The sequence below is a fragment of the Pseudomonas sp. CFBP 8771 genome (assembly GCF_014841695.1).
Classification (GTDB): domain Bacteria; phylum Pseudomonadota; class Gammaproteobacteria; order Pseudomonadales; family Pseudomonadaceae; genus Aquipseudomonas; species Aquipseudomonas baltica.
Genome location: NZ_JACYUJ010000007.1, coordinates 283,527 through 307,427, shown reverse-complemented (window position 1 = coordinate 307,427; position 23,901 = coordinate 283,527). Strand labels below are relative to the sequence as shown.

The 23,901-nt window shown below is 55.6% G+C and carries 30 protein-coding genes and 2 pseudogenes; 12 read left to right on the top strand and 20 right to left on the bottom strand.

What is annotated here, in order from left to right; all coding sequences use genetic code 11:
- The first annotated feature begins 313 nt into the window (after window positions 1–313).
- Both IFT80_RS17975 and IFT80_RS17970 read left to right on the top strand, forming a co-directional pair.
- The gene (locus IFT80_RS17975; RefSeq protein WP_192137999.1) at window positions 314–1,159 is read left to right on the top strand and encodes a DUF6602 domain-containing protein; all 846 of its coding nucleotides are present in this window, start codon (window positions 314–316) and stop codon (window positions 1,157–1,159) included.
- Window positions 1,160–1,592: 433 nt separating this feature from the next.
- Entirely contained in the window at window positions 1,593–2,432 is an 840-nt protein-coding gene (locus IFT80_RS17970; RefSeq protein ID WP_192137998.1) for a hypothetical protein, read from the top strand.
- A gap of 229 nt (window positions 2,433–2,661) precedes the next feature.
- Here IFT80_RS17970 and IFT80_RS17965 read toward each other — a convergent pair whose 3' ends face one another.
- The gene (locus IFT80_RS17965; protein WP_192137997.1) at window positions 2,662–4,068 is read right to left on the bottom strand and encodes an FRG domain-containing protein; all 1,407 of its coding nucleotides are present in this window, start codon (window positions 4,066–4,068) and stop codon (window positions 2,662–2,664) included.
- 525 nt (window positions 4,069–4,593) lie between these two features.
- On the opposite strand from IFT80_RS17965, the gene IFT80_RS17960 reads away from it, so the two are divergent.
- The 5 genes from IFT80_RS17960 (at window position 4,594) to yfcF (ending at window position 8,364) form a co-directional block, all read left to right on the top strand.
- A complete protein-coding gene (locus IFT80_RS17960; protein WP_192137996.1) occupies window positions 4,594–5,241 on the top strand; it encodes a hypothetical protein in 648 nt (215 codons plus the stop codon).
- A gap of 707 nt (window positions 5,242–5,948) precedes the next feature.
- Entirely contained in the window at window positions 5,949–6,155 is a 207-nt protein-coding gene (locus IFT80_RS17955) for a hypothetical protein (RefSeq protein ID WP_192137995.1), read from the top strand.
- A 162-nt stretch (window positions 6,156–6,317) separates the two neighbouring features.
- A complete protein-coding gene (locus IFT80_RS17950) occupies window positions 6,318–6,575 on the top strand; it encodes a DUF3077 domain-containing protein (protein ID WP_192137994.1) in 258 nt (85 codons plus the stop codon).
- Between the two features lie 220 nt (window positions 6,576–6,795).
- Window positions 6,796–7,281 carry a hypothetical protein gene (locus IFT80_RS17945; RefSeq protein ID WP_244652473.1) on the top strand — a complete coding sequence of 162 codons (486 nt, stop codon included), beginning with the start codon at window positions 6,796–6,798 and terminating at the stop codon, window positions 7,279–7,281.
- 456 nt (window positions 7,282–7,737) lie between these two features.
- Window positions 7,738–8,364, top strand: a complete 627-nt coding sequence (yfcF, locus tag IFT80_RS17940; protein ID WP_122476216.1) for a glutathione transferase — start codon at window positions 7,738–7,740, stop codon at window positions 8,362–8,364.
- A 52-nt stretch (window positions 8,365–8,416) separates the two neighbouring features.
- Here yfcF and IFT80_RS17935 read toward each other — a convergent pair whose 3' ends face one another.
- The 9 genes and pseudogenes from IFT80_RS17935 to IFT80_RS17900 form a co-directional block, all read right to left on the bottom strand.
- Window positions 8,417–8,878 (bottom strand): SRPBCC family protein, encoded by a 462-nt coding sequence (locus IFT80_RS17935; RefSeq protein ID WP_192137993.1) that lies wholly within the window; start codon window positions 8,876–8,878, stop codon window positions 8,417–8,419.
- 84 nt (window positions 8,879–8,962) lie between these two features.
- Window positions 8,963–9,064 (bottom strand): annotated as a pseudogene (locus IFT80_RS21770) (NAD-dependent dehydratase); the annotation flags it as partial.
- 59 nt (window positions 9,065–9,123) lie between these two features.
- Window positions 9,124–9,510, bottom strand: a complete 387-nt coding sequence (locus tag IFT80_RS17930; RefSeq protein ID WP_192053041.1) for a nuclear transport factor 2 family protein — start codon at window positions 9,508–9,510, stop codon at window positions 9,124–9,126.
- A gap of 63 nt (window positions 9,511–9,573) precedes the next feature.
- Window positions 9,574–10,317, bottom strand: a complete 744-nt coding sequence (locus IFT80_RS17925; RefSeq protein ID WP_192058034.1) for an SDR family oxidoreductase — start codon at window positions 10,315–10,317, stop codon at window positions 9,574–9,576.
- A gap of 98 nt (window positions 10,318–10,415) precedes the next feature.
- On the bottom strand, window positions 10,416–11,519 hold the full coding sequence (locus tag IFT80_RS17920) for an alkene reductase (RefSeq protein ID WP_192102380.1): 1,104 nt from the start codon (window positions 11,517–11,519) through the stop codon (window positions 10,416–10,418).
- A gap of 59 nt (window positions 11,520–11,578) precedes the next feature.
- On the bottom strand, window positions 11,579–12,160 hold the full coding sequence (locus tag IFT80_RS17915) for a TetR/AcrR family transcriptional regulator (protein ID WP_122714116.1): 582 nt from the start codon (window positions 12,158–12,160) through the stop codon (window positions 11,579–11,581).
- A 282-nt stretch (window positions 12,161–12,442) separates the two neighbouring features.
- A complete protein-coding gene (locus tag IFT80_RS17910; RefSeq protein WP_192137992.1) occupies window positions 12,443–12,895 on the bottom strand; it encodes a hypothetical protein in 453 nt (150 codons plus the stop codon).
- Between the two features lie 108 nt (window positions 12,896–13,003).
- Window positions 13,004–13,336, bottom strand: a complete 333-nt coding sequence (locus tag IFT80_RS17905; protein WP_192102378.1) for a hypothetical protein — start codon at window positions 13,334–13,336, stop codon at window positions 13,004–13,006.
- A 158-nt stretch (window positions 13,337–13,494) separates the two neighbouring features.
- Window positions 13,495–13,755 (bottom strand): type B 50S ribosomal protein L31, encoded by a 261-nt coding sequence (locus IFT80_RS17900; protein ID WP_122713851.1) that lies wholly within the window; start codon window positions 13,753–13,755, stop codon window positions 13,495–13,497.
- A gap of 280 nt (window positions 13,756–14,035) precedes the next feature.
- On the opposite strand from IFT80_RS17900, the gene IFT80_RS17895 reads away from it, so the two are divergent.
- Complete coding sequence (locus tag IFT80_RS17895) at window positions 14,036–14,887, top strand: helix-turn-helix transcriptional regulator (RefSeq protein WP_244652472.1); 852 nt, start codon at window positions 14,036–14,038, stop codon at window positions 14,885–14,887.
- On the opposite strand, the gene IFT80_RS17890 is transcribed toward IFT80_RS17895, so the two are convergent.
- Entirely contained in the window at window positions 14,838–15,425 is a 588-nt protein-coding gene (locus IFT80_RS17890) for a LysE family translocator (protein WP_192137991.1), read from the bottom strand. The two genes, IFT80_RS17895 and IFT80_RS17890, sit on opposite strands and share 50 nt — an antisense overlap.
- Before the next feature lie 396 nt (window positions 15,426–15,821).
- A pseudogene (locus IFT80_RS21765) lies at window positions 15,822–16,187 on the bottom strand (AraC family transcriptional regulator); the annotation flags it as partial.
- 352 nt (window positions 16,188–16,539) lie between these two features.
- Between IFT80_RS21765 and IFT80_RS17885 the strand changes: the two are divergent.
- Window positions 16,540–16,845, top strand: coding sequence for a hypothetical protein (locus IFT80_RS17885; protein ID WP_185794406.1), 306 nt, complete (start codon window positions 16,540–16,542; stop codon window positions 16,843–16,845).
- Between the two features lie 89 nt (window positions 16,846–16,934).
- On the opposite strand, the gene IFT80_RS17880 is transcribed toward IFT80_RS17885, so the two are convergent.
- Window positions 16,935–18,266, bottom strand: a complete 1,332-nt coding sequence (locus IFT80_RS17880; protein WP_192138041.1) for an aminotransferase-like domain-containing protein — start codon at window positions 18,264–18,266, stop codon at window positions 16,935–16,937.
- Window positions 18,267–18,355: 89 nt separating this feature from the next.
- On the opposite strand from IFT80_RS17880, the gene IFT80_RS17875 reads away from it, so the two are divergent.
- Complete coding sequence (locus IFT80_RS17875; protein WP_192137990.1) at window positions 18,356–19,273, top strand: DMT family transporter; 918 nt, start codon at window positions 18,356–18,358, stop codon at window positions 19,271–19,273.
- Here IFT80_RS17875 and IFT80_RS17870 read toward each other — a convergent pair.
- The 5 genes from IFT80_RS17870 to IFT80_RS17850 all read right to left on the bottom strand — a co-directional run bounded on the left by IFT80_RS17870 (window position 19,251) and on the right by IFT80_RS17850 (window position 21,479).
- On the bottom strand, window positions 19,251–19,475 hold the full coding sequence (locus IFT80_RS17870) for a YgdI/YgdR family lipoprotein (RefSeq protein WP_122476182.1): 225 nt from the start codon (window positions 19,473–19,475) through the stop codon (window positions 19,251–19,253). The genes IFT80_RS17875 and IFT80_RS17870 overlap by 23 nt on opposite strands.
- A gap of 106 nt (window positions 19,476–19,581) precedes the next feature.
- Entirely contained in the window at window positions 19,582–20,073 is a 492-nt protein-coding gene (locus IFT80_RS17865) for a hypothetical protein (protein WP_244652471.1), read from the bottom strand.
- Window positions 20,066–20,380 carry a type II toxin-antitoxin system ChpB family toxin gene (locus IFT80_RS17860; RefSeq protein WP_446731001.1) on the bottom strand — a complete coding sequence of 105 codons (315 nt, stop codon included), beginning with the start codon at window positions 20,378–20,380 and terminating at the stop codon, window positions 20,066–20,068. Before IFT80_RS17860 ends, IFT80_RS17865 begins: the two co-directional genes overlap by 8 nt.
- 29 nt (window positions 20,381–20,409) lie before the next feature.
- Window positions 20,410–20,664, bottom strand: a complete 255-nt coding sequence (locus IFT80_RS17855) for an AbrB/MazE/SpoVT family DNA-binding domain-containing protein (protein WP_192137988.1) — start codon at window positions 20,662–20,664, stop codon at window positions 20,410–20,412.
- A gap of 203 nt (window positions 20,665–20,867) precedes the next feature.
- Window positions 20,868–21,479, bottom strand: a complete 612-nt coding sequence (locus IFT80_RS17850; protein WP_192137987.1) for a LysE family translocator — start codon at window positions 21,477–21,479, stop codon at window positions 20,868–20,870.
- Between the two features lie 240 nt (window positions 21,480–21,719).
- Between IFT80_RS17850 and IFT80_RS17845 the strand changes: the two genes are divergently transcribed.
- A complete protein-coding gene (locus IFT80_RS17845) occupies window positions 21,720–21,983 on the top strand; it encodes a CopG family ribbon-helix-helix protein (RefSeq protein WP_122476172.1) in 264 nt (87 codons plus the stop codon).
- On the top strand, window positions 21,946–22,236 hold the full coding sequence (locus IFT80_RS17840) for a type II toxin-antitoxin system RelE/ParE family toxin (protein WP_122476170.1): 291 nt from the start codon (window positions 21,946–21,948) through the stop codon (window positions 22,234–22,236). Before IFT80_RS17845 ends, IFT80_RS17840 begins: the two co-directional genes overlap by 38 nt.
- 66 nt (window positions 22,237–22,302) lie before the next feature.
- On the opposite strand, the gene IFT80_RS17835 is transcribed toward IFT80_RS17840, so the two are convergent.
- A complete protein-coding gene (locus IFT80_RS17835; protein WP_192137986.1) occupies window positions 22,303–23,085 on the bottom strand; it encodes a DODA-type extradiol aromatic ring-opening family dioxygenase in 783 nt (260 codons plus the stop codon).
- Window positions 23,086–23,099: 14 nt separating this feature from the next.
- Window positions 23,100–23,735, bottom strand: coding sequence for a hypothetical protein (locus IFT80_RS17830; RefSeq protein ID WP_122713836.1), 636 nt, complete (start codon window positions 23,733–23,735; stop codon window positions 23,100–23,102).
- Window positions 23,736–23,901 lie beyond the last annotated feature (166 nt).

Below are 23,901 nucleotides of genomic sequence, written 5' to 3'. Positions count from 1 at the left end.
CTGCAAAGCATATCTGAAATATTATAGCGTGGGCCGTGACTCGACCGAATTTTGTAGATTCCTTCGAGGGTCTGCTTTTGGCCGATTGCGGCAGGTCCCGAACGACAGCTATGGGTCGAAAAGAGCCGGTCGTCGCCGAGCGCTCTCGCCCCAAAGCCGCCCTTAAATGATGCTCTTAAAGCTCTTTGTTGACCTGAATGCCCGTTATGCTTAAATTCCATCATCAACAGGACCGGAATGCCCCCTTTACCCGACCTGGGTAAGGACCAAACGACTGATGCATCACATTTTAGTGATTGGTGAGGTAGCGCCCATGGATGACTCTTTCAATGCGGCCCAATTTCTTGGGTATCTAGCTCAAGATTTGGTAGATAGTTTTGATCGAGCGGGCAGGGCAACGACGCCTGGGCTTGTAGGAGGTGCCCGAGAACATGCTGTTCGGACTAAGCTTCAGATGGTATTGCCATCAATGGCAGCAGTGGCCACTGGCTGCGTGATTGACTCCTACGACTCCACCTCCAATCAAGCAGATGTGATACTTCATGAAAAAGACCAGTGTCCCGTGTTTTCCTTCAGTGGTGCACCGGAAGCGACTTATATACCTTGCGAGGGAGTTATCGCGGTCGGGGAGATCAAAAGCACACTGGGAACGAAAGAACTGCGAGACTCAGTGCTTAAAATTCGAAGTATCAAAGAGTTAAGGCGAGTTTCGCCAGATCCAACTCGCTTCAGGCACTTTGGCAGCTCGATGATCATTCAGGGCGCCGAATCGGAGGCGATAGATCCAATCAGCAATCGCTACGACCAACCCTTCTGCTTTGTTCTTTGCCAGTCGTTTGGGGTGAGCCGCGCGACTCTTGCCAAAAACTATGCTGCTGCATGCGCCGAGGCTGCCCCCCACCTTTCTCCAAATGTCATTGTTTCTCTGGCGGGTGGGATCATGCTTTTTGCTGACCCCGCCGGAGGCCTGCTACGAACTGCCAGTGGAGCAAGCCAAGTCGCATTTTTTGACCATCCAGGTGGGAATTTTCAGTTTTTGCTGAATGAGCTCGTCAACGCGTGCCATCGTGGGCGTACTAGCGCGGTGCTGCCTCATTCAATATACATACTGGGAAGACACCTTAATGCCATGGCCTTCCCCGAGTACGTTCAGATTTGACTGAGTCTACTAAGAGCGAGTAACGGCGGGGCGCGACGGGCTGCTTTCGGCCAAAAGCGGACGTTTTTTGGACTATCCCGCTCCGGTAGACATAACCTGCCCATGCAAATGGTGCCTAGTGCTGAGTAAAGGCAAAGACGCGGTCATGCGCTGCGAAATCTGCATGAGGCGCTTCGACCTCAGCAGACCTATTGCTGCCGTGCGGCGTAACCCACATGCAATAGACGCGCTCCGTACGGATCGAGTAATGTCGCGAGAGCATTTGCTCCCATACTTGGTCGAGCGAATGAGGCTGTCCATCTATGGTGCATAACTCTCTTACAGGGCTATCGGAACGCAGAAGGCCTCAGCCTAGACACGGATAGCGGGAGTATAATGCTATACGCCACACTTGTCCGGCGCGTTATTCAACATTTGATTTCAAACTATAGCTATGAATGCAAATATATCCTTCAATGTCAACACTGTATATTTAGTCACAAGATCTAGGCCGGGAGAAGAAGGAGTAACTCGCCGCTTAGTTGAGAGCATAAGCGATGTCTCTAACAATGGAGGTGGCTTTAATTTTTCGCACGCACGAATAATTAGCGGCGAAGGTTACTTTCAACTGCTAGAGGAAATATTTCATAAAATCGATAATGGGCTTAGGCCAATTATTCACTTTGACATGCACGGATCCCAGGAGCGCGGTTTAGAAATTGGAAAAACTGGAGAGTTCATTGACTGGGAGTCAGTCATTGATAGCCTCAGAATCTTAAATGCCAAGCTTAACAACGAGCTGGTTGTTTTAATTACGGCGTGTCATGGCCTTCATGCAATACTGCCAATTAGCTTTGAGAAGGTGGCTCCATTTTTATGCCTAATAGCACCCGAGCAAGAAATAAAAGTCGGGCATATTGAAGACAGGATTCCAGGATTTTATCGTGAGCTATTTTCCTCTGGTTCATTAGCTCACGCATGCCAAAAGATCGGAAATGAGTTCAACTATTTTCATAGGGCAGAGTTTCTATTTAAAATCCTGGTGAGATATATCAAAGAAAAGTGTAAAAGCGCTGGCGGACAAAAAAGAAGAGAGGATTTACTTACTGATATCTTGGAGACCCAGCCAGGAGAGGAATCCGGGAGAATCTCAGAATATAGAACAAAAATTAAGCAACATATTGCGCCAAATCAACAGCCACTAGATCGCTATACCGCTCGCTTTTTAATGGGGAAGGCTTCAGGCATAAAAATCGGTGAATTGCTCATAGAGATAGAGAAGTCATATTCATAACAAATAATTAAGAGCATTCGCTTTGTTCACTGGTACGGGACAAAGTCTGCTCCTTAATCTACTGTTAGATGAGTCGCCCTGAGTTTCATAGATTCTCTCGAACCTCGGAAAACCAGCTCAGTCCCAGTGGGACTGCCCGCTTTTGGCTGTGGATTCAACCGGTGGACGCAACGGTTGAATCCACAACCCAAAGCGGACATCGCTCTCTACCTTGAAAGTGGCCGTCGAATTAGATTTCTGGAGTGGTATTGGCCGCCGCAACAGCGTCTTGTTTGCGAGGTCGCGGAAACTGATGCTTATCCCGCAAATGAATGGCAGTTTCTTGGATGCTTGGATAGACGGTTGTTGCGTTGATGTTGATTCGGTCCAGCTGTTCGAGAATATGAGGTTTGTTTTGGATCGTGATTCGGGCGATTTCAATCCCATCCTGGCCTGCATCAGGAAGCGCAGCCTCGTGCCCAAACAGCAGAAATGCGCCGGACTGCGACTTGATGCGCGTATTAGTTCGTTTTGCCTTTACGCAGATGATAGACCTTAGATCGTCTGGGACAATTCTCCCCTCGAAAAAGCCTTTCTCCGACTTGATGTGGTGGAGCAGTTTTCCTACGACGTCAGTTCCATTAAATGCGTCCCTATCGAGGCCAAGATCGATGTTATTTTTTTGTGCATACGTGAGGTTGGAAAGATTTGAAAGGCAACTAACGGTGTCCGAGTCAAAGTATTTTACCAATTGCGACTCGATTTTGAAGACGATGACCTCACCGTCAAGTCCCGATTGGTCTTTCTTGCCAGAGCAGGAAAAGAAGAGTGCCACCAAGGGATTGCTAGAGATGTCAAGCAGTCTCGTAGGTAAACCGTAGTGCTGCATGCGAACAAGTCGGTCAAAACAATAATGATCGCCCTGGAATTCATCGTAATGCGCAATTAATAGTTCCTTGCAGAGTCGCTCCTCGCTCGGCATAAACATCCAGTCACCATTTTCCCATTTGCGCAGCAGTGACGGCGTCAGCTCATAACTGGCGTTACTATGACCTCGGAAGAAAGTTTCGCTCGCGTCTTTTCCCGGCGAGGCGTAGAGCAGTTGAAGAAAGGACTCCACGCTATCGGCGACGCCAAGGATCTTTTTATCGCGAGGTGGAGGCTGGACCGTTGTATCTTCGGCGCGAGGCGCCTCAGGTGCGTCAATGAGTTGAGCAAGGGCGGGTTTAAGATTGCCCAATCGGCGCAACACCATCTGCGCGTCGCCTTCACGGACAGCCCAGTGAGTGCGCTGGAGTTGGAATCGATCTGCGCCGAACACCATCTGAGCTGTCTCAATATCGTCGAAATCGACCTCGCCGTAATCGATCACTGTCTGGAATAGGGTGGAGACTTCTTTTACCCCGGACGTAGTTTGGGAAATTCGACCGTATTTGATGAGCATCGAGACGCCGTCTCTGACTCGCATGATCTCGCTACACAAAAAGGTCGGTAATTTTTCGAGAAAGGCGATCGCTGTGGAATCGAGCATTTCAAGCCGCTTCTCAATGTCGGTTGGCGTGTATTCGAACATGCGCCCCCGCCCCATCGAGATCTCATTACCGTTCCCTGCGAGATAATCCCGATTTCCGAAGGAGATGTAGTTGAAGCTCTGCACTATTTGTCCTTTTCCCGTTCTCTTGCGTTGCTTAACGTCATAGCACAGTTTTGCCAGTATTCAAATTACTAACAGGCTCAGGATGGTGGAGGTGATCGACCAAGCGATGGCCGCTACAGCCATAAGGCTGTGGAGGCTTCGGTCAGCACTACCAAAGCACAGCGCGACAGGCAGCGTGCCTACGTCCATCCCCCCAAGCGGCTTCAATGGGCCGATTGCTGCCTGTTACGAAAGGCCGTTTCCGACCCGAAACCGCCATTGCCGGTGAACGCCCATGCGCTTTCGGCGCCTGATCCTTAAGCAAAGAAAGGGAGGAGCATAATGGTTCAGAAGTCACCAGACCCTTGCATCAATCCCCCTGATCAGAAGGTGAAGGTACTATGTGACAGGTCGCGGCTATGGGTGGCAGCCATTGAAATCCGATCTAAACTGCCTACGGGAGTGACATTAGTATCAATTCAGCACTTCCTGATTTCTAGGATACCCATCAGAAAACCTTATTTAAAGTTTCGAAAGGAGATGGACGTGGAGGGTGATACAGTAAGGGTCATCGTGCAGATTGCTGGAGTGGGCGGGTTAGGGTTGACTGTTTTTTTGATTATATTTAGGGAGATAATTAGAAAGAATATCTTTCCTCAGCTTCAAAATGAGCACTCATATCGAATAATACTTGTAATGCTGTCATTTACCTTCGTAATCGCGCTAGCTGGACTCGGCGCTTGGGTTTGGATTCAAACTCACCCGAATGAATTCAGAAAGGAAGTGCGTGCCTGGGATCATCTTGATGGCGGATATAAGCTTATGCTACTTGGTCTCGCACAAGAAGGTTGCTATTTTTTCAGATGGGATCAAAGCAGTATCTTGGAAACTCCTGATTTCGTTGAGGAGGCGCAGCATCAATATGCTGAAGAAAAGATTTCAATGGCAAAAGCAGAGGATCCGCTGTTAATAGTTGGCTTCAAAGAAACTGGAGGAGCATTGGCGTACGCACAGACAACAAGCGAAAGGCATGCGAGGGCTGTACAGAACTATCTAGTTAATAGATTCAACCTCCCTATCGGCGGTATTGATATAGTTGGGGTGGGTGCGACAGGTAATCCCCCCCAAGTGGATAACTATTTTTGTGGCGCCAAACTTATTCTTACGTCAGAATATGAAAAACTTACAAAATGAGCCCGTTAATTAAGTCGCTACCTGAATTATGAAAGTGAATCGCGACGGAATGGATTTAGGAAAATATTCTATTCATTGATTCGGGCTCCGACATCACAACATAATATTCGCGAGACTTCCTAGCCAAAGTTAGCTGGTTCGTGAAGTATTTTGAAGCGGTGCCTATCCTATACCTATGCATGTTTTAGTGATTTTATCCGCAATCTTTATATTTCCCAGCGGTCAACAATCTGATGTGGCAATCAGCTATAGTAAAGAAAAGTATATACTTAGTCTTCCTCTGACTTTCTGTGGTTTTGAATATAGTTATCTGTCGGGGCGCCACCGCTACGGTGACTTCTCCACCGATGACCGCTTCTGGCTGAAAGCAGTTGTTCAACCATCCTCCATCCATCCCCCTCAGCCAGCAATTCCCTTTCCCCCCCAACCTTGCCATCCCCCACCACCTCCGCTAACCTCACACCCGTCGCTGCCAATTCAGCGACCGGGTTTCGCAGCCCGAACAATTCGTCAGGCGCGCAGCGCCTCCATACCCATTGTCGGCGTTTTTTTTCGCCTACAGTGTCGATCTATGGCGGCTGTGCGTGGGGCACCTTCGGGTGCGCCGGGTGCCTGACGGTCCGGTCTGCGAACCCGCGTACAGCTGCCACCCTTTTCCGTTTCGCAGCGGGAGGTGGCGGTTCAATCGAGCCGTCAGGAGTTGCATCATGGTCAAGCCGACCCCCGATCCACCCGTTCTCGATCTTCCTTCCGATCACCCGTTGTTTCATTTCCCGACAGACTTTTCTGAAACCGATGGCCGTGTGCTGGCTGAGCGATTCAAGCGTCAGCGTGCGTTGATGGAGCAGGCGCGGAGAAATGCGCAGCGCGAGAGTCAGCCGCCGCGGCGCTTTTGGCAGTTCTGGCGGACATAGACCGCGGCGCGGCATTCGCGGGCAGAGCCCGCTCCCACAGGTGCCCGCCTGTGGGCGGGGCTCGCTCCCACAGATGCCTGCCTGTGGGCAGGGCCCGCTTCCACAGGTGCCTGCCTGTAGTTAAGCCTGTTGGCGTGTTCATCGTAGATAAGGAGATTGACCATGATCGAAATCACGGAAACCAACGTCTTGCCGTTCGGCCGCCATGGCCCGGACCGGCAGCCGATATTCAGCGTCAACTCGGGTGTTGCCTTGGAAGATGCCTTGACGCAATTGTCCCATCTGCTGACGTGCGCCCATGCTTCGGCATCTGAAATGTGCGATGCCCGGGTGGTGGATCCAGGACTGGTTGGCGCCACGGTGCATTGCATCGAGGGGGCGAAGGCATTGGTAGATGCGTTGTTGATTCGCGGTGAGTGACTTGGAAGGAGATTGGCGCGATTCATTCTGTTGATCGCGCCAAACACAAGTTTCGCAACGCAGCCAAAGCAGCCACACGGCATGCCAACCGCAGGGATATTCTGGCATCAAGTGATGGCTCATCTCGGTAGGTTGGAAAGGTCTACCTAGACGCGGAATGCAATCTGTCTCAGCAACGATACAATGCCCGCTTCACAGGGCGCTTGGACTGCTACTGAACATGCAATGGAATCATCTGGTCATCAACGGTGTTACCAAGAGTATGGCGCATTTGCAGCCGTTCGAGATGACCTTCGAGGTGGGTGGTAACCAGCTGACCGTCCGTTTCGAATTCGGCTTTCATTGCTTCACGGACGATAAAGGCAACGGTGAGCCGCTGCGGCACAAGCATGAACATAGATACTTCTGCCCTTCGCGGTACCACTGTAGCACCCAGCTGCGTGACTACATAGAGCGCCGCTTCTATACCGGAATGGTAGTGCCGCATAACAGCAAGAACAGTGGCCAGAGGTACTTTTGTCTGGATCTACATGATTGCGCGATTTTCTTTTCCATCACCAAGCCCGCCGAAACGACGAATCTATTGCGAATGCACGTCATCAGCGCTTATGAGGTTGATACCTGGGGTCGCCACTCGCTGCCCAAAGGGAAAGCATTCAACACGCGTTACGTACTGGAGATGCGCAATAAAGGAAAGTCGGTGTGACAGGAAGCAAAAAGCCCCTGTGCTTGCGCACAGGGGCTTTTTGCGTGTCTCAATATCGGCCTGTTCTTTCGGCTTGCGCCTTATCCCGCACACTGGCTGGGAGAGCTTTCGCTCCGAAATCAACACCCCTTCAAGCGAAGGTTCCGGTCTGTGCTGACGAGGCTATGATATCAAACAAGCTGTCACTTGTGCCAACCTTTAAACGCCTGGTCTGGAATCGCGTAGCCACTGGGACGCTTGATTCGTACCTCGAGACTGCCATGGTCCGCACCGAGCCGGTACTCGCCTGAGCCGATAAACGCGTGGTCTGGGTACTATCGACCCAGACCCTAGCCTATCCAGACCAACACCCCAACACCGCCCATTCCTACCAAGAATACCCCCATGAAAATCATTGATTTCCCTCTCTCTGCTTAATCTCGTAGCGTGGAGTCTTCTGCATAAGGAGATCAGTCCATGAGCCGTTTGCACTTGTACGTCGATTCGCAATTCACCAGCCCCTATGCCCTGTCGGTGTTTGTTGCATTGCGCGAGAAGGGTATCGATTTTGCGATGAGCGCAGTCGACCTGCAGAAACTTGAACACCAGGCAGATGCCTACGCTGTTCTCTCGCAAACCCAAAGGGTCCCCACGCTGGTGGATGGAGATTTTGCCTTGTCGGAATCTTCAGCGATCACGGAGTATCTCGAAAGCGTTTACCCCGAAGTGCCGATTTATCCAAAAGACGTTCGGCTTTTGGCAAAAGCGCGGCAGGTTCAGGCCTGGATCCGTAGCGATCTGCTGCCCATCAGGCAGGAGCGTTCCACCGTTGGGGTTTTCTATGGTCAGCAATATGGCCCTTTGTCGCCGACGGCTCGTGAGTCAGCGGACAAGTTGTTCTATACGGCGCAAGCGCTGCTCAAAGACGGCGCAGAAAATCTTTTCGGCCAATGGTCGATAGTGGATGTCGATCTGGCGCTCATGCTCAACCGGCTGATACTCAATGGCGATGCTGTGCCTTCAGCGTTGGTGGAGTATGCGCAACGTCAATGGCAGCGTCCCAGCGTGCAGGCCTGGGTCGCCCTCGAGCGCCCGCCGCTTTAGATCGCAGGCTGGCCGGTGATGGGGCATCAGTAGTCCTTCAAACCGGCTGGCTTCAGTGCCCGTCTTTGCACGTCCGTGACTGAGCGAGGTAAAGCGCCAGGCTGTCATGGCCATCCACGACCAGCCGGGTGATCAGCGCTTCAAAGTGGGCAGTCATTTCTGCATCGCGGACGTCGAAGCTCGCACGCCATTCAATGACACACTGAAGCTCTCCACTGACCTTGATCACCCTGACGTCTGCTCGATAGTTGTCGAGCGGTAGAGGTGATTCTTCGAATTTGTATGTTAAGCGCATCTGGGGGTTATCCAGTACCAGAAGGCGTTCGCGAAGAACGCCTCCGTCTGCCAGATCAAGCCGTCTGACTGAGCCAATCGTGCTTTCTGATTGCCCATCTTCGAGGCTGCTTTCATTGATTGCCGGGTGCCATTGGGCTATTTCCCCAAAGTTTCTTAGCACTTTCCAGGCGTGTTCTGCAGTGGTTGCGATAACGGCGCTGTATTCAACTGTTGCCATACATCAAACTCCAAAAGCCTTCAAAGCCATATCTTTAAAAATTATCGTTGGCTGAGCGTGCTTGCAGCCAAATCAATCGACGCGCTGCCGATGCAGTGGGGCTACGTCGTGACCGTTGCTGACAAGAAGACTGACAAGGCGTTTGCCGACTTTACCGGCGGCGCCAATGACAAAAACTCTGGACATGGGTTGCTCCTGTTGTGGGGAAGTGCCGGTGCGGCTTGCACCGGCACAGGCCTGCGCAGTCAGCCTTCGAATTGGTGGTAAACCTTGGCAATGACTTTCCAGGCACCATCGATTTTGATCAACGTCAGGTAGTCGTTGTAGTCAGCGCCGATCGCGTCTTTTTCCATATCGACGCGTACGACAGCGGTGGTCGGAGTGATAGCCAGCACGTCCAGACGAGTGCTGATGTCTGGCGCCGTGCCGTTGGTTTCGACGAACGTATACAGGTTGCTGATCGGCCCGCCCAACAGTTGACCGTTGGTGAAGCCGTACATCACGGCGTCTTTATGAAACGCTTCCGCGATGATGGCAACGCTGCCTGCACGCAAGCCTTCGACATAGTTGCTGGCGGTTTCGATGACGGCGTTGTAATCGCTGGTTGGCACGGCTTTGATGTTGTTGCTCATAGGGTGTTTCTCCTGAAGTTGGATTCGACGGATCACTGGGTTACATCGACGTGCATAATCCGATCACCAGTCCTGACGCGTCGGCGAAATGATCAGATCGTTCACAGTTACGTTGGCTGGTTGATTGAGTGCGTAGATCACCGCGCGACTGATGTCCTCGGGCGCGATAGCGATTTCATTCAGCGCCTTGGCGGCTTTGCGGCCTTCGGGATCGGTCACTTTGTCGGCCCAGCCGGTATTGATCACGCCTGGACTTACGGTGTTGACGCGGATGCCGTGGTGCACACCCAACTCCTTGCGCATGGATTCAGTCATAGCCTGAACGAAGAATTTGGTAGCGCTGTAGACACCGGCGGCTGGGCCGACCTGATGCCCTGCCACTGAGTCCATGTTCAAGATCTGGCCGGACTTCTGCTGAATCATGAATGGGAGAACGGCCGCGATGGCGTTCAGGTAGCCCTTGATATTCACATCGATCATGGCGTTCCAGTCGCGGGTGGCGAGGTCGACCCAGTTGGAAAACAGCATCAGGCCTGCGTTGTTCACCAAGATATCCACTGAGCCGTAGGTGTCCTTGGCGAACTGGGCCATCGCCAGTGTTTGCTCTGGGCAGGTAACGTCCGTTACGTAGCTCACCGCTTCATAACCGGCGGCACGTAGCTCGCTGACCAGAACGACGAGGCCCGCTTCTTCGTGGGCCGCGGCGATGACGTTGGCGCCATGGGCCGCCAGCGCTCTAGCCGTGGCGGCTCCAATGCCAGAAGAGGCGCCAGTGACGATGGCGGTTTTCTTGTCCAGGTAATTCATGTCGTGTTCCTTTGTGGCGGTGTTCCCGCGTAGGTGGCGCGTACTAACCGTTGGGGAGTGCCAGATGAACCGGGCAGGGGAGTAGGTAAGTGCTGGTCTTAGTAATTACCCAATGGCCAGTCGGTGTAGCCTTTGGCGCCGCCGCCGTAGTACGACTCACGAGGCGCAATGGTCAGCTCGGCACCGTGGCGCAGGCGCGCGACGAGGTCTGGGTTGGAAATGAACAGGCGGCCGAATGCCACAGCGTCGATCTTGCCCGCTGCGCGCCGCTCGACCGCCATCTCCAGGTCGTAGTTGTTGTTGCCAATGAACCGACCATTGAACTGGGCACTCAATGCGTCCATGTCGACACCTGCCGGCACTTCTCGGGAGGTGGCCGTGGCCCCTTCGACAAAATGCAGGTAGGCCAGATCCAGCGCGTTGAGCTGTTGGATAAGGTAGCCGTGAAGGCCCATGACATTGCTGTCCGGTGGCGTGTTTCCCGCATCCGGTGTCACCGGTGACAGGCGAATGCCTACGCGGTCATTGCCCCAGACATCGACGATTGCTCGGGTCACTTCAAGGGTCAGACGCGCGCGGTTCTCGATGGATCCGCCGTACTGGTCTGTACGCTGGTTGGTGGAGTCGCGAAGGAACTGGTCCAGCAGGTAGCTGTTGGCCGAATGCACTTCTACCCCGTCGAAACCCGCGCGCTTGGCATTCTTGGCCGCGTGTTGGTACTGCTCGATGATGCCGGGAATCTCGTCGGTTTCGAGCGCTCGCGGCATGGACACAGGCACAAAACCATCGGCTGTGTAGGTATTACCCTCTGCCTGGATAGCGGAAGGTGCTACCGGCGCCTCGCCATTGGGTTGCAGGTCGACGCTTGAAAAGCGCCCTACATGCCAGAGCTGACTGACAATCTTGCCACCTGCAGCGTGCACCGCATCGGTGACCTTTTTCCATCCTGCTACCTGCTCCTCGCTCCAGATGCCAGGGGTCGCCGCGTAGCCGCGGCCTTGAGCCGAGATGTTGGTCGCCTCAGCCACGATCAATCCAGCGGTGGCCCGCTGAGCGTAATAAGTGGCGTGCAACTCAGTGGGGATACCTGCTTCGCCGTAACGACTACGGGTGACGGGCGCCATGACAATGCGGTTAGCCAGTTCGATGGCACCCATGCGTACGGGAGAAAACAGGTCAGTGGTGTTGCTGATGTCTTTCATGTTCTAAGCCTTTGTAGTGGACCGGTCGTCTACTAAATTGGGTAAATAAAAAGCGCGTACTAGTGCAGCAAGCGCTTGGTCATGATCAGAGCTTTTGAAAAGGACTCCGTGGATCTGTTCACCTTGACCAGCAGGGAGGCGCCCAACCATAGCTGGTAGAGTGATTCAGCAAAGGCTGCAGGGTCACCTTCTGGATGAATGCTGCCGTCGGCTACGCCCATGTCCACGCATGCTGTGATGCGCTGAATGATCTTCGCCGTACCGACTTCGAGCACAGCGCGCATGTCTTCAGACAAATCGCAGACCTCTGCGCCTAACTTGACCACCAGGCATTTGCCCTCGGGCAGGTCAGTGCCTTGGGTTTCAGTCCAGTAGTTGAAATAGGCCAGCAAGCGTTCGGCGCCGCTTCCAGGCTTTGCCATGAGCGCGTCCACGCGGCCCAGGTACTCGGAGAAATATTCTTCCAGCAAAGCCTGGCCGAACTCTTCCTTCGACTTGAAGTAGTAATAGAACGACCCTTTGGGCACACCCGCCGTGCTCAGCACTTCGGCCAAGCCAACGGCCGTATAGCCTTTGTTGGTCATCAGCGAACGAGCCACATCGATGATGTGCTGCCGCATGTCTTGAGCTGGTTTCTTCATGATGGGCAGCATGGTAAACACATACCGACCGGTCGTCTACAAAATTTTTCTGTGCAGTGGTATCGCCGGGCTCGCGCGCAGGTAACCGGCAATGTCCTCTGCCGCGACATCAAGCGTGGGGTTTCACACCAGGCTAAAAATACCCGCTTCGCCAGTCTCCATGTCATACGCAATCAACGCTTCCTGATCTACACCAGCACTGCAAAGGATTTCACCTCGACTGTTCCAGATCGAAGAACCACCCGCCGCCACGAAGTCGTCGGCGGTGCCTACGTCCGATTTTCATTCAGTCAGGCGGCGATACTGCTGAACAACAAACGTCGCCATTACGATGAGGCAGGCAATCCAGGCGCAAACTACCTGCCAGTGTCCTATGGCCGTTACGTCGCCCATGAAGAAACCAGCGGAGACGAGAAAAAGCAGCAGTGAAAGGCCCGCCAGCAGCATTCGCGGAATGGCCATTGCGAGGCGCCACCAGACGCCCGGAGCGAACCGTCGGGCGACCCAGCGATTGAGTGCTGTCATTCCTGCAAGGACCATGGCGAAAATCGTCAGCAGCAGCGGTATCAGAATAAGCGCCATGGCAGGCTCAGCTTCACCACCATCTTCGCCTGGCGTGTAATGGGCTGCGTGCCACCTATCTGCGCAGAGAGCCGAAAGCGCGAAAATCACCACGATGGGAGCAATAGGGAATATCAACGTGCTCACCAGCGCATGGTTGTCCTGATCCTTCATCTCGCATCTCCTAATCGAGGATATTGGCCATCGAAGCATCTCCGATGCCTCATCACCCGATACTGTAAGGATCAATTCCGAGCAGAGGGGCCAGCAGCCTGCCGCTACTCAACCGCTGCAAAAACGCCGCAGTTTTCCGGACCCCCAAGAGATCATCATTGCAGGAATGGAAAGGAGAGCGACATAGATGACCCCCACAGCCAGCAAGGGCGAAACGCCGGCAGACACTACGACCACCGGGAGTTGGGCAAACATGACTATCGCGCCTGCTATCAGGCTGAAGCGTAGAAACATTGCCCCCAGAATGGCTGACAGCACCAGCGCCGCAGGGTAGACAGTGGTCCAGTAACCCGCTGCGTCCCACGGCTCCGCAGTGCCTGAGAGCCATGACACAGTGGTCCAGAAGATGATGCACACAATGCTGATCAGAATCACGCTCACGGCTCGGGATCCATACCTGAAATGTGTGCACAGTCTAACTGCATACTGTCGCGATAGAGGGCTTGGCACCACGGTGCGTGACGTGCAGCCGAGTAAACGTCTCGCCAGGACCAAAGCCAGCGGGGCGCACTGGCTTCAGCGACACTGGTTACGAGGGGTCACTTGTTGTTCGACGCGAAACCGGCAAAACGCTTGTTGAATCCGGCAATACGGCCTTCCGCCTGAGTCTTGCGGACCTGGCCGGTGTAGACAGGGTGTGAAGCACTCGAGACATCGAGGGCGACATACGGGTACACGTTGCCATCCGTATGGGTCTGGGTTCGATCCGTTTCTACTGTCGAACCGATCAGGAAATAGACGTCCGCAGCCGTGTCGTGGAACAGGACCGTGCGGTAGTCAGGGTGGATTCCAGGTTTCATAGTCATTGCCTCAGGTGAATAGTAATATGTTATACCGTAACATATTGGTGGCTGGTTTTTCCAGTACCCACTTGTTGATCTCTTTTAGGGTAGCGCCAAGGGCGTGCTTGTAACGCCGCAGCAATGAGTGCGCCGGCTTAGCATCGCTACTCATTCATTGCGCTCACGACAGCAGTTGGCCGAGCGCGGACCCTCGGTATAAGCTCAGGATCAAGCTCAATCGTGCCCAACGGCAACGCTGCCCCTTTCTGCATGCGAGCCCCTCGGGATGGAAGTACCTATGTCTCACTACTGGCGTCATCCTGCGCTCGCACACCTGGAAATCCGCAACGTCGAGGACGGTCGCACGTTCAGCCACGCGCGCCACTCTCATTCGACGTTCTCCATTGGCGCGATCATGCAGGGGCAGAGCACTTATTTGAACGGCGACAGTAGCCGCCTGATCAGTGCTGGCAGTGTGGTGCTCATGAACCCCGGTGTGGTGCACGCGTGCAATCCCGTGCACGAACAGCCTTGGGCGTACCGGATGTTCTACGTGGATGCCCAGTGGCTCGCGGATCTGCAGCAGCAGCAAAGTTTTGGCACGCAAAAGGGCTTCGTGCCTTTTGCGCAGACCTACAGCGCCGACGTCGGTCTGTTTGACGAGCTGGACGATCTGTATCGCACGCTCAATGCCAGCGACTGCCCGCCAACTATCATGCAGGGTGCAACGCTGGGGTTTTTCCAGCGACTGGTGGCGCGGTTGCAGCCGGTCAGCGATGACGCCAAAAGTGAACCGCACAAAATGGCCCAGGCAGCGGAATTCATCCGTGAGCATTGCGCTGATGCACTGCGGCTGGAGGATATAGCGTCGGCTGTGCAGCTTTCACCTTCCTATCTGATCCGCGCTTTCAAAGCGTGCCATGGGCTTACACCTCATGGGTACTTGATTGATTGCCGCCTCAAGCTGGCCCGCGATGGCCTGCGCCAAGGTGAGGACATCGCCCAGGTCGCGGCGCGCGTTGGTTTTGCGGATCAAGCGCACTTGCAGCGGCTGTTCAAGCGCGCCTTGGCTACGAGGCCAGGGCACTATCGCGGTGTGCCTACTCAAGCAATAGATACACGGCGCAGCCCCCGAGCAGCGCGGCCATGACGCGATTGAACCCGCGCAGTCTGGCAGTGTTGTTCAAATAGTCGCGCAACGAGGCACCGGCCCAGGCCCAACTGGCCAGTGATAGCCAGCACACCACCAGATAGATCAGTGCGAACATCCACACCATTCGCACATTGCCGTCGGCGACGAAAGCGCCCATGCCCGCAAGGCACGCGAGCCACGCTTTCGGGTTGAGCCATTGCATCAGTGCGCCGGTGAAGGCTGAGGGTCGTGTCTGCACGTGCGCCGTGTTCACTCGCCCATCACTGCTTGCCAGTCTGTAGGCCAGGTACAGCAGGAATATCACGCCGGCGATGCGAATCAGCTGTGTCAGCCACGGCCAGCGGTTCAGCATCTCGTGCAGTCCCAGGCCCATGAGCAAAAGCAGCAGGATGAACCCCAGAGTCGCCCCCGTGACGTGGGGCAGGGCGGCCCGCAGTCCGTGGTGGGCACCGCAACTCAAAGAGACCAGGTTGACCGGGCCGGGGCTTATGGAAGAGGCCAGTGCAAAAACGGCCATGGAAACGACGATACTCATCAGGCACCTTCAAAACGGGCGAGGGAGCACTGACGGTAGAGATCATGGGAGGGGCTGTATTGAAGGAAATTGCTCCCGGACGCTGTCGTTGCCGGTGTTGGTTTCCTGCAACGTCCAAGACAGTTGGCGCGATTCTGCAGATCGCGCCATAAATCGCGCCATAAATTGGCGCGATTCTCGAAATCGCGCCACAATTGCGCCATCCTTGTTTCGAATCGCGCCAAAACACTATGCCAAATTTGGAAGCTCTGAAGGAAACCATCCTTGAATCGGCGTCTGGCCTGACATTGGCAGAGATCCTTGCGCAGCATCCTCAGCTAGCCCGACGTACCGCGCAGCGGCGGCTGAGTCAGCTGGTCGATGCTGGTCTGATCGAAGCTCGCGGCGACGGCCGTGCAAGACGCTCAACTGTGGAGCGTCCAAGGCTAGTCGCTTGTTGCCGATGAGCTCGGCGAACTCGATGAGCCGTCGTGTCGCAGGGGAGATAGGTACGTACGTCTTTCGAGCCAGATGCTCCATCTGAAGTGTCTCCAGCAGAGCCGGCGCGCAGTCCAGCACCAGAAAACAGCTGTCTGCGCGGCTGAGCTGAGAGTGCACCGAGCCTGGCCTCACCACGGCGGCCAATGACTGATCGATGCTCCCGCCGCGACCGTCTACATCGATTTCCATCTGGCCACGAACCGGCAGGACCAATTGAGCATGATCGTGGGAGTGATGAGGGTTTTCACACTCATAGCTGCGGATTTCGAGATTCAGGAGCATGAGTGCATCACTCGGGCGGAGTCCAGGGACGAGGGATTTTAGCACCCGAGCCGGGCGATGGATCGCGCGAGAAGGGGGCGTTGACACCACTGCCGCATCATATTCCGATGGCGGGTACCGGTGTTAGTATTGAGGTCGTGGGAGCCACAGCCTGATCGGGAAATGGTAGATCGGTGTTCTGCCCAGTTTTGCTAATGCGGGGCTTCATATGATCCTTGTTCTTATTATTGGGATGCTTGCTTTTTGCTCCGGCTACTTGGTTTCCCTCGAAGATAGATTACAGAGGGACCGTACATTTCATCCTTTCGATGTATTCAACAATTTTCGGGCGTCGCCAAGGTGCCGAAAAAAAATGGCTTATGTGGGCATGTTGATTTTTGTCTTGGCAGGCGTGGTTTACCTTCTTGAGCCAGAGGTCATCTACTCATCCAGAGACAAGATCAAAGCATTGGGCGCGGTCATGCTTCTCTGGTCGTTCATGTTTTATGGCTACTGCCGCGAACTGGAGTTCAAGAAGTCAGGAAGCTCGCCTGCGTCGCTGCAGTGCATGGACTGTGTTGAAGGAACAGAGTGGTATTCTTTGGCCCTTAAAGGGTTTTTGGCAACTTTCAAGATCCTGGCTGTTTTTGCTTTTATGTACGCAATCAAACGTGTTTGATTGCCACACGCCCAAACTGACCTCATATCGCATTCGGCGGTCGAGTAGAACGACGTGGTCTTTCGTTTTCGTACCTGGGTGAACTGAGATCAGATATACGCCCCCACCACCCGCTTCACGGTGCCCAGCGCCTCACCCAGGGCGTCCATGCTCACCGACCCAAGCGCCAGGCGTAGTGCATGAGGGATATGAACCGAGATCGAAAACGGCTCGGCCGTCGAGACCGACACATGCTCGCGCATCAGTTCCAGAGCGATTTGATCCGCCCTTGCATCCTCCGCCAACGGCAGCCATAGAAAGTACGAAGAGGGATGGCGCACCACCGGCAACCCTGACAACAACGTGTCAGCCAACGCCTGCCGGGCCTGCGCGTCCGCGCGCTTTTGCGTCTCCAGCGTGGCGACCGTGCCATCGTCGAGCCAGGCACAGGTGATGGCGGTCATGACGCCGGGTGTGTTCCAGGTCGTGGCCTTGACCGTGCGCTTCAACGCGTCCACTCGATGCGCAGGGGCTGCGACGAAGCCGACGCGCAAGCCGGTGGCGATGTTCTTGGAAAACCCTGACACGTAATACGTTCTTTCAGGCGCCAACTCAATGATGGGTGGCGGCGGATCTTGCGCCAGAAACGCGTAGGCTGCGTCTTCAATGATCATCAGATCATGCGCGCGGGCGATCGCCACCAAGCGCTCGCGCTGATCGGCAGGCAGCACCCAGCCCAATGGATTATGCAACGTGGGCATGGTGTACACGGCGCGCACCAAACGACGGTGGCAGAGCGAGGCGAGGACATCGAGATCCGGCCCTTGTGCGGTGGCGGGAATGGGCACAACTTCAAGGTGCAATGTCTTGGCCAGCAACTTGAACCCAGGATAGGTCAACGCATCTGCCGCGATCACGTCCCCAGGTTTCAGCAATGCCATCAGGCTTATCGCCAAACCATGTTGGGCGCCGCTGACGATCAGAATCTGCTCGGGATCCACCGTGACGCCACGGTGGATCAGATGACGGGCGATTGAAGCCCGTTCATGCAGGCGACCCGCATGTGGCTGATAGCGTAAATGCGCTTCCAGGTCGCCGGACAACGCCAGCTGGCGCAAGGCACTGCGCAACAGGTCGGCCTGACCTGGCATGGCCGGATAGTTGAAGTTGAGGTCGATCACACCCGCAGCAACGTCCGGCTGATCGATACCTTGGCCGGGCGGCAGTGAGGTTTCCCGCACGAACGTCCCGCGCCCGGTCTCGCCGCTGACCAGTCCCATGGCTTCTAACTCCGCATACACCCGGCTGGCGGTGACCAAGGCCAATCCATGGGTAGCCGCAAGTTGGCGATGTGTCGGCAAACGCGTACCCGGCGGCAAACGTCCGGCGCGAATATCGGCTGCAAAGGTATCTACCAGGGACTTGTACCGGGGACGAGCCATCTCGAAGTGTATCCATGACAATTTTTTGATTGTCACGATAGTCGGTCATACGATGCGCTACATGCAACCCGACATGGAGTGGACACTCAATGGAACGCACCTCTGACGTGCACAGCCAGGCGACAGCAAAACCCGCGAGTGGGGTGGTCAATGGTCTCATCGGTGTCGTGATCTTCAGCGGTTCGCTGCCCGCCACTCGCATCGCTGTGCTGGAACTCGACCCGGTATTTCTGACCGTGGCACGGGCAGCCATCGCCGGCGTGCTCGCGCTGTGCCTGCTCATGCTGTTCAAAGAGCGGCGACCGGCACGTCAGCAGTTATTACCTTTGATCATTGTGGCGATGGGCGTTGTGATCGGTTTTCCGCTGCTGACGGCGTTGGCATTGCAGCACGTGACGTCGGCCCATTCCATTGTGTTCGTCGGCCTGTTGCCACTGGCGACTGCCGCGTTCGGCGTCCTGCGCGGTGGCGAGCGCCCTGGGGCGGCGTTCTGGTTTTTCTCGGTGCTGGGCAGTCTGATAGTCGTCGGGTTTGCCGTCACCCAAGGGCTGACCGCCTCACCGACCGGCGACATTCTGATGCTCTTGGCCATTCTTGCCTGCGGCCTCGGCTACGCCGAAGGGGCAAAAATTTCCAAAACATTGGGTGGTTGGCAGGTGATCTGCTGGGCGCTGGTGTTGGCGCTGCCGGTCGTGATGCCACTGACAGCATGGTTGGCGCCCGCTTCGTTTTCCGGCATCAGCACACCGGCGTGGCTGAGCCTGGCTTACGTGTCGTTGTTCAGCATGCTGATCGGCTTCGTGTTCTGGTACCGCGGCCTGGTGCAGGGCGGCATCGCCGCTGTCGGCCAGCTACAACTGCTTCAACCATTTTTTGGCCTGGCACTGGCCGCGGTACTGCTGCACGAACAGGTCAGCCTTGGCATGTTCGGCGTCACAGTAGCGGTGATCCTCTGTGTCGCCGGGGCGCGGCGTTACGGCAGGATCAATCCTCTTCCTTCACGGTAGCCACTTCGTCTGCCTTGACCCTTACCTGCTTGCCCGAAACATCTTCGAACTCATAGAAGCCGTCTTTCGTTTTGGCGTCAGGTACATCCTTGGTGATGTACTGTGTGCCGTTCTGCAACGTGACGACCGTGTTGGTGGAGCAACCAGCCAACGTAGCCGCGCACAGGAAAGCAGTGCAATAGTAAAAAGCTTTCAGTTTCATGAGGTGACCTTCTTCGATCGATTCGCTGGGTTGCGGATGCTCTTCTTAGGTGAGCTGCGGTGTTGTGAGTCGAGCGTTTTATCCGCGTTGTGAGCATACCATCGACCTATTCACTCCGACTCTTCTGCTTGCACAACTGCATGGCGAGGCTGTCGAACTCTCGGTCGAAACTGGCTTTTTCCGCTGCGCTCAAGAAGCCCTGCTGATGTACGAATTGGTCGGTTTGATGACGGACGACTTCGACACGTTCGATCATACGGTCGGCTTGAGCTTGGCTGATCTTGCGGGTTTTTCGCGTGGTGCCGATGTCCGCGCTGAGAATGTTGGCTCGTACCGAGATGTGGGCCTGTCGAGGGTCGGTGATCTTGCCACCTGTTTCGCCCACCAGCTCGCGCTGGGCTTTGATGTCGCAACTAGGTAGATCAAGACTCTGTTGAGCGGCCGATGCGTTCAGGCTCAAAGCCAACAGCGAAGCCAGGATGCTGTATTTCATGGGTGTATCCAGTGTGGGCCGGTAGGTGTCGCTGCCGATATTGCAGCGTATTTTCCAATGGATTCTTCCGCGAGGGCCGGCGCTGGTATTGTTTTCCTTACTCAATCAACACCTGAATGCGGGCCAGTACATCGTCCATCACCACCTCAGGGGCCGTCTCTACGCGTTTGCCTCCACGAGCCTCGAGGTCAACGGTGCGCAGTTGATTGCACAACACCACGCCTTGCGTCTCGGTGCCGGAACCACTTAGTGGCACGGCAAAACCAGCATGGCGGGCAAAATCCCCGCCTTGGGTGATGGGCGCAATCAGGACCAAGCCCGACACGTTGAAGGCCGCAGGCGAAATGATCAGCGCCGGACGGAAATCGCCTTGCTGCTCACGGCCGGCGGTGGGGTTCAGGCTCAGGCGCACAATATCGCCACGGTTGAACTTGGCCCGCCTCACGCCTCACGCCCAACGGCCGACATGGCATTCCACGCTGCCATGTCGGCAGGTTCCGGTGCGCTCAAGTCACACTGCGCCATCAGCTCGGCCAGCGAGTAATGCGGCTTGGCTTTCGCAGGCTTGAGGGTCATCACCTCGGCGGACACATCGAGTTTCAGCACATCGCCGCTGACCAGATTCATCATCTTGAGCACAGTTGCTGGCAGGCGAATCGCCGCGCTATTGCCCCACTGCTGCACTTTGACTTCCATGGCAACCTCCTGAAAAAGTGTAAACATCGTAGATACATGTCGAGTCAGCCGCAAGCGTTTTGTATAGACATAGTATCTACAATGCTAGCTCAAAAGCGTGTCGTGAAACCGTCGCATACACACCGCATATCCCAAGACCGGGCCATCAGGAAACAGCCCAATACATCGCCGGAACGCTAATACGCGGATGACTTTCCAACACCTCATACCGGCGCCGGACTCTGCAACAACGGATACAACGACAGCACCAGCAACGCCGCCATGCTCCAGTTGAACAGCCGCAACCAGCGCGGCACCCGAAGCACGTTGCGCAGGACACTGCCGAAGCCGGCCCAGACGCAGACGCTGGGCAGGTTGACCAGTGCGAACACCGCGGCGATGACCACCACGTTATAAACGTAACCCTGCGCTGGCACATAGGTAGTGATGGCGCCGACCGCCATCACCCAGGCCTTGGGGTTGACCCATTGAAAGGCGGCGGCGCCGAGGAAGGTCATGGGTGTACTGTCCTGTTCTCCTGCCTCGCTCATGCTGCCCGAGGTGGCGATGCACCATGCCAAATAAAGCAGGTAGGCCGCGCCTATCCAGCGCAGTGCGGTGTAGGTCCAGGGCACGGCGGTGAATATTTCACCCAGGCCCAGTCCGACTGCCAGCACCAGCAGCATGAAACCCAGGCTGATGCCCAAGGCATGGGGAATGGTGCGCAGGAAACCGAAGTTCACCCCCGAGGCCAGCAGCATGGTGTTGTTCGGGCCTGGGGTGATGGACGACACCAGAGCGAAAAGGGCGAAGGCAGGCAGGAGGTCGATGAGCATGTCCGTATGGTCTCTGGGTTGTTGTAGCAGTGAAACTACCTGACGAATTGGCAAGTAATACCGTACAGCCAGTGGTGATTTAACCAGTACACACCAGGCTTTTCAGCAGCCTGATATTCGAAAGCAGCAGCTGACTTCCGGATCAGTCACGACAGGGATTGCTCAAGCAGCTTCCAATCGGTAGTGTGTACGTTGCGCGTAAACGTATACATCGTAAACAAACGTCCCAGGAGTACTGCCATGGGTTCGCCCGTTCTTTCTTTCCGTGTGGAAGCCGAGCTGATCGATCAGCTTGATCAGCTCGCCGAAGCCACCGATCGAGATCGTCAATACCATTTGAAACGTGCTTTGGCTCGCTATGTGGAATCCGAGTCGTGGCATTTCCGTGCTGTAGCCGAAGGCATCGCAGATGCAGAGGCAGGCAATCTGGTCGATTTGGATGCCGTAAAGGCTAAGTGGGTGGCGCGTGCCGAAAGTCGCATTAACCAGCAAGGCGGCGAGTGATCTCGATGGTATTCATGAGCACTACGAAGTGCTCAGAGGACCTGAAAAAGCAGAAGAAACCATTTTTCAGATGTTGGATGGTTTGAGCCAGCTGGAGGCGTTTCCTCAACTGGGCAAGGCGTCGGGCATCCCCGATTGCCGTGAGTTGATCTTTGCGAAGTATCCCTACCGTGCGATCTACACCCTGAAAGGCAATGCCATTCTGGTGTATCGAATCTTGCACCAACACGCAGAGCGCAGTGAGGATTGGTAGCGGAACGTTCCACTTCGGCAGGGCTGGCCATTCCAGTGGCCGCCCGTGTAGCTCACGCTTGCTGCTTTACGTGAACAAATAACTGTCCATCGCCAACACCCCATACTCGACGCCGCCCTCGATCACCCGCGTTTCATACTGCTCACCCGCCGCGCCGAGCGCGATGAACAACGGCATGAAGTGCTCGTCCGTGGGGTGCGCGCGTTCTGCCGAGGGGGCGTATTGCCGGTAGTCCAGCAGCGCGTGCAGATCACCCGAGGCCAGGGTCTTCGCCGTCCAGGCGGCGAAATCCTTGACGTATTGCGCGCCGTGGGGCGTGGCGCCACGGAATTCGTAGAGGTTGTGCGTCAGGCTGCCGGACGCCACGATCAATACGTTCATGTCGCGCAGTGGTTTGAGCGCCTGGCCGAGCTTCCAGGCCTGATGAGTATCGAGCGCAGCGGGCATGGAAACCTGGATGACCGGTATGTCCGCGTCCGGCGCCAGATACAGCAGAGGTACCCAGGCCCCGTGGTCCAGGCCCCGCTCGGCATCCAGGCGGGATTGCCAGCCGCCGGCCTGCAGCATGTCGACGATCCGCGCGGCCAGGGCCGGTGCGCCCGGTGCTGGGTATTGAATCCGATACAGGGCGTCGGGGAAGCCGCCGAAATCGTGAATCGTCGGCGGGGCTGCACTGGCGGTCACGCAGATGTCGCCGCGGGTCATCCAGTGCGGGGAAAGAATGACGATGGCGTCGGGCCGCGTCAGCTGACGACCCAGCTCGGCCAGGTGTTTGCCAGCCAGGCCGGGCTCGACCGCGAACATGGGAGAGCCATGGGACACGAACAGTACGGGCGATCGAATAGTCATCAGCGGACTCCACATCAAGACGTTGCGGTTTGAGGACTCCAGCTTTCGCCAAGCCGGCATTTGACCCAATACTCGAAGCTGGCGCACAGCCAGATGCCATATGCCAGCAACTCCACACCTTCTTCGGCCGTGGTTTTCGCCAGGCGCTGGTAGCCGTCACCCATGACCTGGTGCCAGAACGCACCCATGCCGAAGATCCTGGAAAAGATCAGCACCGCGAAGCCCGTGGCCAGCGCGGCAAACGTTGGCGTGCGCAGGAAAGCGCCCAGGGACTGCAGGGTTTGCCGTCTGTGCCTGGCACTTGCCGCCCTGCCTATGGCGACTGCAGCGATAGCCAGGAACGGCCACAGCCACGCACTGTGGCTGATGGGGTCGAACAGGCCGTCCAGTTCACGGGTCAGCAAGCAGGCGAAAAATCCTGCGGCGAGGTATTCGAAGCCGCCTTTGCGGGCCGGTCCCGGTGCGCTCCAGAACAACAGGGCGCACAGCGCGAGCATGAGCTCCTGGGTGATCTCGGTAAACGATATTTCAAGGATATCGGTATGAAAGACTGCGATGTCCAACCACACCATGGCAAACGACAAGCCAGCAATCGAACATTTGGCCAAAGCGAACAGAAGCGAGTATTTCAAATCAGGGCGGGCGTACACGTGAAGCTCCAAAGCGAGACAGTTGCTATAAGTCGCGCATATAAACGTCTGGCACCGCGAAAAGAAAGCGGACTTTCACGATAGTAAACATTGATGGAGTTGATGCGATGGGTTGCTCGCAGGCAGACAGCCCCTTGGTATGGGGCTGTCTGCCGTGCAGCACAGG

Bases quoted from the DNA above. Each gene is read 5' to 3' on its own strand.
- IFT80_RS17975 (WP_192137999.1), top strand. From the start codon at position 314: ATGGATGACTCTTTCAATGCGGCCCAATTTCTTGGGTATCTAGCTCAA.
- IFT80_RS17970 (WP_192137998.1), top strand. From the start codon at position 1,593: ATGAATGCAAATATATCCTTCAATGTCAACACTGTATATTTAGTCACA.
- IFT80_RS17955 (WP_192137995.1), top strand. From the start codon at position 5,949: ATGGTCAAGCCGACCCCCGATCCACCCGTTCTCGATCTTCCTTCCGAT.
- IFT80_RS17950 (WP_192137994.1), top strand. From the start codon at position 6,318: ATGATCGAAATCACGGAAACCAACGTCTTGCCGTTCGGCCGCCATGGC.
- IFT80_RS17945 (WP_244652473.1), top strand. From the start codon at position 6,796: ATGCAATGGAATCATCTGGTCATCAACGGTGTTACCAAGAGTATGGCG.
- yfcF (WP_122476216.1), top strand. From the start codon at position 7,738: ATGAGCCGTTTGCACTTGTACGTCGATTCGCAATTCACCAGCCCCTAT.
- IFT80_RS17935 (WP_192137993.1), bottom strand. From the start codon at position 8,878: ATGGCAACAGTTGAATACAGCGCCGTTATCGCAACCACTGCAGAACAC.
- IFT80_RS17930 (WP_192053041.1), bottom strand. From the start codon at position 9,510: ATGAGCAACAACATCAAAGCCGTGCCAACCAGCGATTACAACGCCGTC.
- IFT80_RS17925 (WP_192058034.1), bottom strand. From the start codon at position 10,317: ATGAATTACCTGGACAAGAAAACCGCCATCGTCACTGGCGCCTCTTCT.
- IFT80_RS17920 (WP_192102380.1), bottom strand. From the start codon at position 11,519: ATGAAAGACATCAGCAACACCACTGACCTGTTTTCTCCCGTACGCATG.
- IFT80_RS17915 (WP_122714116.1), bottom strand. From the start codon at position 12,160: ATGAAGAAACCAGCTCAAGACATGCGGCAGCACATCATCGATGTGGCT.
- IFT80_RS17910 (WP_192137992.1), bottom strand. From the start codon at position 12,895: ATGAAGGATCAGGACAACCATGCGCTGGTGAGCACGTTGATATTCCCT.
- IFT80_RS17900 (WP_122713851.1), bottom strand. From the start codon at position 13,755: ATGAAACCTGGAATCCACCCTGACTACCGCACGGTCCTGTTCCACGAC.
- IFT80_RS17895 (WP_244652472.1), top strand. From the start codon at position 14,036: ATGTCTCACTACTGGCGTCATCCTGCGCTCGCACACCTGGAAATCCGC.
- IFT80_RS17890 (WP_192137991.1), bottom strand. From the start codon at position 15,425: ATGAGTATCGTCGTTTCCATGGCCGTTTTTGCACTGGCCTCTTCCATA.
- IFT80_RS17885 (WP_185794406.1), top strand. From the start codon at position 16,540: ATGGCTTATGTGGGCATGTTGATTTTTGTCTTGGCAGGCGTGGTTTAC.
- IFT80_RS17880 (WP_192138041.1), bottom strand. From the start codon at position 18,266: ATGGCTCGTCCCCGGTACAAGTCCCTGGTAGATACCTTTGCAGCCGAT.
- IFT80_RS17875 (WP_192137990.1), top strand. From the start codon at position 18,356: ATGGAACGCACCTCTGACGTGCACAGCCAGGCGACAGCAAAACCCGCG.
- IFT80_RS17870 (WP_122476182.1), bottom strand. From the start codon at position 19,475: ATGAAACTGAAAGCTTTTTACTATTGCACTGCTTTCCTGTGCGCGGCT.
- IFT80_RS17855 (WP_192137988.1), bottom strand. From the start codon at position 20,664: ATGGAAGTCAAAGTGCAGCAGTGGGGCAATAGCGCGGCGATTCGCCTG.
- IFT80_RS17850 (WP_192137987.1), bottom strand. From the start codon at position 21,479: ATGCTCATCGACCTCCTGCCTGCCTTCGCCCTTTTCGCTCTGGTGTCG.
- IFT80_RS17845 (WP_122476172.1), top strand. From the start codon at position 21,720: ATGGGTTCGCCCGTTCTTTCTTTCCGTGTGGAAGCCGAGCTGATCGAT.
- IFT80_RS17835 (WP_192137986.1), bottom strand. From the start codon at position 23,085: ATGACTATTCGATCGCCCGTACTGTTCGTGTCCCATGGCTCTCCCATG.